The 6,507-nt window shown below is 73.7% G+C and carries 6 protein-coding genes; 2 read left to right on the forward strand and 4 right to left on the reverse strand.

Annotation, left to right across the window (positions count from 1 at the left end):
* Positions 1–62: 62 nt before the first annotated feature.
* Positions 63–740 carry a response regulator transcription factor gene (locus tag GTY84_RS17325; protein WP_161227186.1) on the reverse strand — a complete coding sequence of 226 codons (678 nt, stop codon included), beginning with the start codon at positions 738–740 and terminating at the stop codon, positions 63–65.
* A gap of 525 nt (positions 741–1,265) precedes the next feature.
* Between GTY84_RS17325 and GTY84_RS17330 the strand changes: the two genes are divergently transcribed.
* Entirely contained in the window at positions 1,266–2,762 is a 1,497-nt protein-coding gene (locus GTY84_RS17330; protein WP_161227187.1) for an oligopeptide:H+ symporter, read from the forward strand.
* Positions 2,763–3,283: 521 nt separating this feature from the next.
* On the opposite strand, the gene GTY84_RS17335 is transcribed toward GTY84_RS17330, so the two are convergent.
* Together GTY84_RS17335 and GTY84_RS17340 are read right to left on the reverse strand one after the other, a co-directional pair.
* Positions 3,284–3,934, reverse strand: coding sequence for an ATP-binding protein (locus GTY84_RS17335; RefSeq protein ID WP_161227188.1), 651 nt, complete (start codon positions 3,932–3,934; stop codon positions 3,284–3,286).
* A gap of 322 nt (positions 3,935–4,256) precedes the next feature.
* A complete protein-coding gene (locus tag GTY84_RS17340) occupies positions 4,257–4,646 on the reverse strand; it encodes an STAS domain-containing protein (protein WP_161227189.1) in 390 nt (129 codons plus the stop codon).
* 235 nt (positions 4,647–4,881) lie between these two features.
* On the opposite strand from GTY84_RS17340, the gene GTY84_RS17345 reads away from it, so the two are divergent.
* A complete protein-coding gene (locus tag GTY84_RS17345; protein WP_161227195.1) occupies positions 4,882–5,814 on the forward strand; it encodes an RNA polymerase sigma factor SigF in 933 nt (310 codons plus the stop codon).
* A 109-nt stretch (positions 5,815–5,923) separates the two neighbouring features.
* Here GTY84_RS17345 and GTY84_RS17350 read toward each other — a convergent pair.
* On the reverse strand, positions 5,924–6,507 hold a 584-nt coding region (locus GTY84_RS17350; protein ID WP_161227190.1), incomplete at its 5' end, for an amidohydrolase family protein.

Here is a 6,507-nt window from a genome sequence, read left to right on the forward strand (position 1 = left end):
GGCCCGGCCCGAGGGAGCCGGACCCGGGGGCCCGGTCCGTACGGGGGCCCGGTCCCCGGCGGTCAGTTCTTCTCGAAACGGAAGCCCACGCCGCGCACGGTGGCGATGTAGCGGGGGTTCGCCGCGTCGTCGCCCAGCTTCTTGCGCAGCCAGGAGATGTGCATGTCGAGGGTCTTCGTCGACGACCACCACGTGGTGTCCCAGACCTCGCGCATGAGCTGGTCGCGGGTGACGACCCGGCCCGCGTCCCGGACCAGCACCCGCAGCAGGTCGAACTCCTTCGCGGTGAGCTGCAACTCCTCCTCGCCCATCCAGGCCCGGTGCGACTCGACGTCGATGCGCACCCCGTGGGTGGCGGCGGGCTGCTGCGGCTCGGCGACGCCGCGGCGCAGCAGGGCCCGGACCCGGGCCAGCAACTCGGCCAGGCGGAAGGGCTTGGTGACGTAGTCGTCGGCGCCCGCGTCCAGGCCCACGACGGTGTCGACCTCGTCGGCGCGCGCGGTCAGGATCAGGATGGGCACGGCGTGGCCCTCGGCGCGCAGCCGGCGGGCGACCTCCAGCCCGTCCATGCCGGGCAGCCCGAGGTCGAGCACGACCAGGTCCACGCCGCCCTGCATGCCGGCGTCGAGTGCCGCGGGGCCGTCCTCACGCACCTCGACCTCGTAGCCCTCCCGGCGCAGGGCGCGGGCCAGCGGCTCCGAGATGGACGCGTCGTCCTCGGCGAGCAGTACACGGGTCATGGGCCGATGGTAGTCCGCCCGGAGCGACGCCCGGGGGGTGATCGCCCGGCCCCCCGACGGGCCGGTTTCCCCCGGCCCTCCCCCGTTCCCCGCCGGTCCCCGGGGCGCCGGGGCGGACGCCTGCGGGAGCGGGGGGGCATTCCGTGACGGGCCTTCGAATGATCGTTCACAGCGGCATTCCACCTGTGATTCACATCTCAAGTCCTTCCATAACGGGCACTGTCGTGCCGTATGGTGAATCAACGCCTGTAGCACCATGAGGACCTTTGGCAGCACTACGACGCCAGAGGTCCCTTTTGCGTGCGGGCCGGTTCCGGCCGGCCTCGAAAGGAATGACCTGTGGCCGGGCACCGGCGCGCGACGCTGCGCGCCGGTGCGTGGATCCCGGTGGTCGCCGTCCGCCGTCCCGTGATCCGGGACGGAGATCCCTCAGGGCGTGGGTCGGACGGCAGGACCCGCCGGTGCCGGCCTCCCCCACCGGGCGCGCTTCGCCTCATGAGCGCGTCCCGACAGCAAGGAACGACCATGGCGTCCAGCCTGACGAAGGACTCGGTGACCCCGGCCACCCCCGGTTCCGAGAAGACCTTCTTCGGCCACCCCCGCGGACTGGCCACTCTCTTCATGACCGAGATGTGGGAGCGTTTCTCCTACTACGGCATGAGGGCCCTGCTCCCGCTGTACCTCGTCGCCCCGGGCGGTCTCGGGCTCAGCGCCGGCACCGCGACCGCGATCTACTCCGTGTACCTGTCCCTGGTGTACCTGCTGGCGATGCCGGGCGGCTGGTTCGGCGACCGCGTCTGGGGCCCCCGCCGGACGGTGGCCGTGGCCGGAGCGGTGATCATGCTCGGCCACCTGACCCTGGCGCTGCCGTCGTCCGGGACGTTCTTCGCGGGCCTCGGTCTGGTCGCGATCGGTTCGGGCCTGCTGAAGGCCAACATCTCCACCATGGTCGGCCAGCTCTACGACGGGCCCGACGACCCGCGCCGCGACGGCGGCTTCACCGTCTTCTACATGGGCATCAACCTGGGCGCCTTCGTCGCGCCGCTGGTGATCGGCACCATCGGGGAGAGCGTCGACTGGCACCTGGGCTTCGCGCTCGCCGCGGTCGGCATGGGCCTGGGCGTCGTCCAGTTCCTCCTCGGCAGCCGGCACCTGGACCCCCACTCCAGTGTCGTGCCGAAGCCGCTGACGGCCGAGGAGCGGACCTCCACGCTGCGCAAGGCCGCCTTCTGGGCCGCCGTCGCCGTCGTCTTCTACGCGGCCGTCGGCTTCTCCGGCCACTACACGCTCAACTGGATCCTGGTCCCGCTGACCCTGCTCGGTGTGATCATCCCGGTGCTGGTGCTGACCCGGATCAAGCGCGACCGGTCCCTGGACCGGGCCGAGCAGTCGAGGATGTCCGCGTACATCTGGTTCTTCGTCGCCGCGGCCGTCTTCTGGATGATCTACGACCAGGGCGGCTCGACCCTGTCGATCTTCGCCGACTCCTCCGCCGAGAACAGCGTCGCGGGCTGGGAGTTCCCGGTCTCCTGGTACCAGTCGGTCAACCCGGTCGTCATCATGGCCCTGGCCCCGGTCTTCGCCACGCTCTGGACGGTGCTCGCCCGGCGGGGCAGGGAGCCGAGCACGATAGTGAAGTTCACCTTCGGCCTGGCCCTGGTGGGCGCGTCGTTCTTCCTCTTCCTGGCCCCGCTGTCGATAGCGGGCGGCGGCCACAAGGCGGCGGCGATGTGGCTGGTGGCGATCTACTTCACCCAGACCTGCGGTGAGCTGCTGCTCTCGCCGGTCGGACTGTCGGTGACCACGAAGATGGCTCCGGCGAAGTACGCCTCGCAGATGATGGGCGTCTGGTTCCTCGCGGTCACCGCGGGCGACGCGACGACGAGCCTGCTCTCCCTGGCGGGCGTCAACCTGGACCGGACGGGGATCGTGGCGGCGGAGGCGACGCTGGCCGTGGTCGCGGCCGCCGCGATCTGGATGTACCGCAAGCGGGTGAAGGCCCTCATGGGCGACATACGCTGACCGGCCGCCAGGAGTGACGCGCCGGGGCGCCGCCCGCGAGGGCCGGCGCCCCGGACGCGTCCCCGGAGGCGGGAGGCGCCGGTGGACCGACGTCCTCGCCGGGTGGGGGCGGCGGACCCGGCCACGCCGGAGCGACGCGGTGGCGGTGGCGGTGGCGGTGGCTCAGCGGGCGGGAGGGCGCCGACGGGACGGTGGACGGCGCCGGGCGCTGCCGGTGGCCCCCGGCGGCGGACGGGACCGCGGCGAGGTCGGCACCGGCGCCGGAACGAGGCGGCGGCACGGATCAGCACGTCGGCCGGACCGGGTGGCCCGGCCGCGCGGGAACGGTGTCCCTGACCCTGCGGGAGCGGTGTCCCCGGCGGGGACGGAACGGTCGCCGTGGCCGGGCCGGGCGGATCCACGGCGAAGGCGCCGTCGGCGATGCTCCGCCCCGGACCGGCCGCGTCCGCCCAGGGGGCGCGGCGCGCGACCCCGCGCCGGTGACGCGGGCGTAGTCCGCGACCCCGCGCCGGTCACGCGGACTACGCCGGGGCGCCCAACTCCGCCCAGACGCGCTTGCCGGCCACCCCGGGGGTCCGTACGACCCCCCAGTCCAGGCAGAGCCGCTGGACGATGAACATGCCGTGGCCGCCCGGACGTCCGGCGCGGTGCGGGGTGCGCGGGGCGGGCTGCCCCGTGCCCCGGTCGGAGACCTCCAGCCGGATCACCTTGCGGTCGCAGGTGATCCGCAGTTCCTCCGGGCCCTCCGCGTGCAGGCACGCGTTGGTGACCAGTTCGGAGACCACCAGCAGCACGTCCTCCGCGGCGGCCCGCTGGTCGGCGGTGGCGGACGGCAGCCAGCCCCAGGCGTGCAGGGCCTCCCGGGTGAAGTCGCGGGCCAGCGGCACGACACCGCTCCGGTCGGCGAGGCTCAGCCGCCGCACCCGCCCTCCGGCGCCCGCGTCGCCGCCCGGCGGCTCCTCCGGCGCGGTGGCGGGCGTCCGCGCGTCACCGGGGCCGGTCGCCCGGCCGGCGGGGGCGGCCGGGGCCCCGGGGGCCACCGGGACCGCGCCCGGCGCCCCGTCCCCGAGCCGGCCCGAACCGGGCGCGCCCCCCTCGGGCGCCGCGGACGCCCCGGAAGCGCCGGGTTCCGGGCCGCGGTCGCCCGGCGAGCAGGGCCGGGTGGTGCTCATCAGCGCTTCACCTCACCGATTCACCGGTTCACGTTGTTCACAGTCGGTTCACAGTCGTTCGTCGTACTCGTCCGCCGTCGTACTCGTCCGCCGTCGGGCCGGTCCGCGGGGCGGCCGTCCCGACGACGGCCGGGCGCGGGGTTCCCGTGGGGGTCCCGCCCGCGCGGCGGTCCCGCCGTCCGTCCCCGTGAGGGGCTCCGGCCCGCCGGGCTCCGCTTTTCTCCTGCCCGAGCGGGCCCGGGGAACACCCCGTCCCGCGCCCGGATCTCCGGCCCGCGCGCGGAAGGCAGCGGGGAAGCGGGCCCCGGGAGCGCGGAGCCGGTCAGCCGGACGCGTCGCCGGACTCCCCGGACAGCGCCGCCTCCAGCGTGTCGTGCACGGTGAAGACCGCCTCGGCCCCGGTGATCTCGAACACACGGGCCACCACGGGCTGCATGCCCACCAGATGCACGCCGCCGCCGGCGGCCTCCGCCTTCAGGCGGGCGCCGAGCAGGACGTTGAGGCCGGTCGAGTCGCAGAACTCCAGCCGCGAGCAGTCCACGACCAGCCGGTTGAATCCCTTGTCGAGGCAGTCCTCCAGCGGCTCGCGCAACAGATCGGCGGTGTGGTGATCCAACTCACCCGCCGGGGTCACGACGGCACTGGGGCCCTCTTCCCGCACCTCGACCAGAAGCCGGCCCGACTGTGCGCTGCCGACCGTCCCGCGGTCCATTCGGTCTCTCTCTCCCGACGCCGTGACGCTTGCTGACGCCTTCGAACACTACGCCTTCGCGGCGCACTCCGACACCCAACAACCGTACATAAACGGACATATGCTCACAGAACACACTTGCGGTGAACTCGGTAAACCCGGTAGGGCTAGTAGGCACACACCCGACACGGCCGGCTTTGGAGGCGCCGCACACCGCAGTGCACGCAATGGCATCGGCAGCCGCATGCCGAGAACGATGGAGGACATCATGTCACCCCGGCTCGACGGATCGCGTACCCAGGAAGCGACGTCGGCACTCCCCCCGGAACAGGAGCATCTGGATCCCATCGAGCGGCCCGGCCCGGACGTCGAGGAGTTCGACGCGCTCGCCGGGCTCCCGGACATCCCCGCCTACGACGAGGTCGCCCCGGCCGACGCGCGGGCCCTGTCCAGGACCCTCTTCGAGCGGCTGGAGCTGCTGGAGGAAGGCACCCACGAGCACGCGTACGTGCGCAACACGCTCGTCGAGCTGAACCTCGCCCTGGTCAAGTTCGCCGCCTCCCGCTTCCGCTCGCGCAGCGAGCCGATGGAGGACATCATCCAGGTCGGCACGATCGGCCTGATCAAGGCGATCGACCGGTTCGAGCTCTCGCGCGGGGTGGAGTTCCCCACCTTCGCGATGCCGACGATCATCGGCGAGATCAAGCGGTTCTTCCGCGACACATCGTGGTCCGTGCGCGTCCCGCGCCGGCTCCAGGAACTGCGGCTCGACCTGGCCAAGGCCGGTGACGAGCTGGCCCAGCGGCTGGACCGCGCCCCGACCGTCGCGGAACTGGCCGGGCACCTCGGCCTCACCGACGACGAGGTCGTCGAGGGCATGGCCGCCTCCAACGCCTACACCGCCTCCTCGCTGGACGCCCAGCCGGAGGAGGACGAGACCGAGGGCGCGCTGGCGGACCGGATCGGCTACGAGGACCACGGGATCGAGGGCATCGAGTACGTCGAGTCCCTGAAGCCGCTGATCGCGGAGCTGCCCGCCCGGGACCGCAGGATCCTCTCGCTGCGCTTCGTCGCGGGGATGACCCAGTCGGAGATCGGTGAGGAGCTGGGCATCTCCCAGATGCACGTCTCCCGGCTGCTGTCGCGGACGCTGGTACGGCTGCGCAAGGGGCTCACGATCGAGGAGTGAGCCAGGTGGCGGCGCCGGGCGTCCCGCGCGTCCCCGCCACCCGTTCTCCCGCCCGGGGGGCGGCCCGGAACCGGGCCGCCCCCCGGGCCGTCCGCGCCCCTGCCCGCCCTCAGACCACGCGCACGCCGCGCCGCCACACGCCCGCGACCAGCGGGACGCCGGGCCGGTAGGCCAGGTGGACGTGGCTCGGGGCGTCGAGCAGCGTCAGGTCGGCGCGGGCGCCGGGGACCAGGCGGCCGATGTCGTCCCGGCGCAGCGCCGCCGCCCCGCCCGCGGTGGCCGACCAGACCGCCTCGTCCGGCGTCATCCCCATGTCCCGCACCGCCAGCGCGATGCAGAAGGGGACGGAGGAGGTGTAGGAGGAGCCGGGGTTGCAGTCGGTGGACAGCGCGACGGTGGCCCCCGCGTCCAGCAGCCGCCGGGCGTCCGGCCAGGGGGCGCGGGTGGAGAACTCGGCGCCGGGCAGCAGGGTGGCGACGGTGCGGCCCTGCGCGAGGGCGTCGACGTCGGCGTCGGTGAGATGGGTGCAGTGGTCCGCGCTGGCCGCGTCCAGCTCGACCGCGAGCTGGACGCCGGGGCCGTACGAGAGCTGGTTGGCGTGGACGCGGGGGTGCAGTCCCCGGGCCCGGCCCGCGGTGAGGACGGCGCGGGCCTGGTCGCCGTCGAAGGCGCCGCGCTCGCAGAAGACGTCGA

The organism is Streptomyces sp. SID8352 (genome assembly GCF_009862265.1).
Classification (GTDB): domain Bacteria; phylum Actinomycetota; class Actinomycetes; order Streptomycetales; family Streptomycetaceae; genus Streptomyces.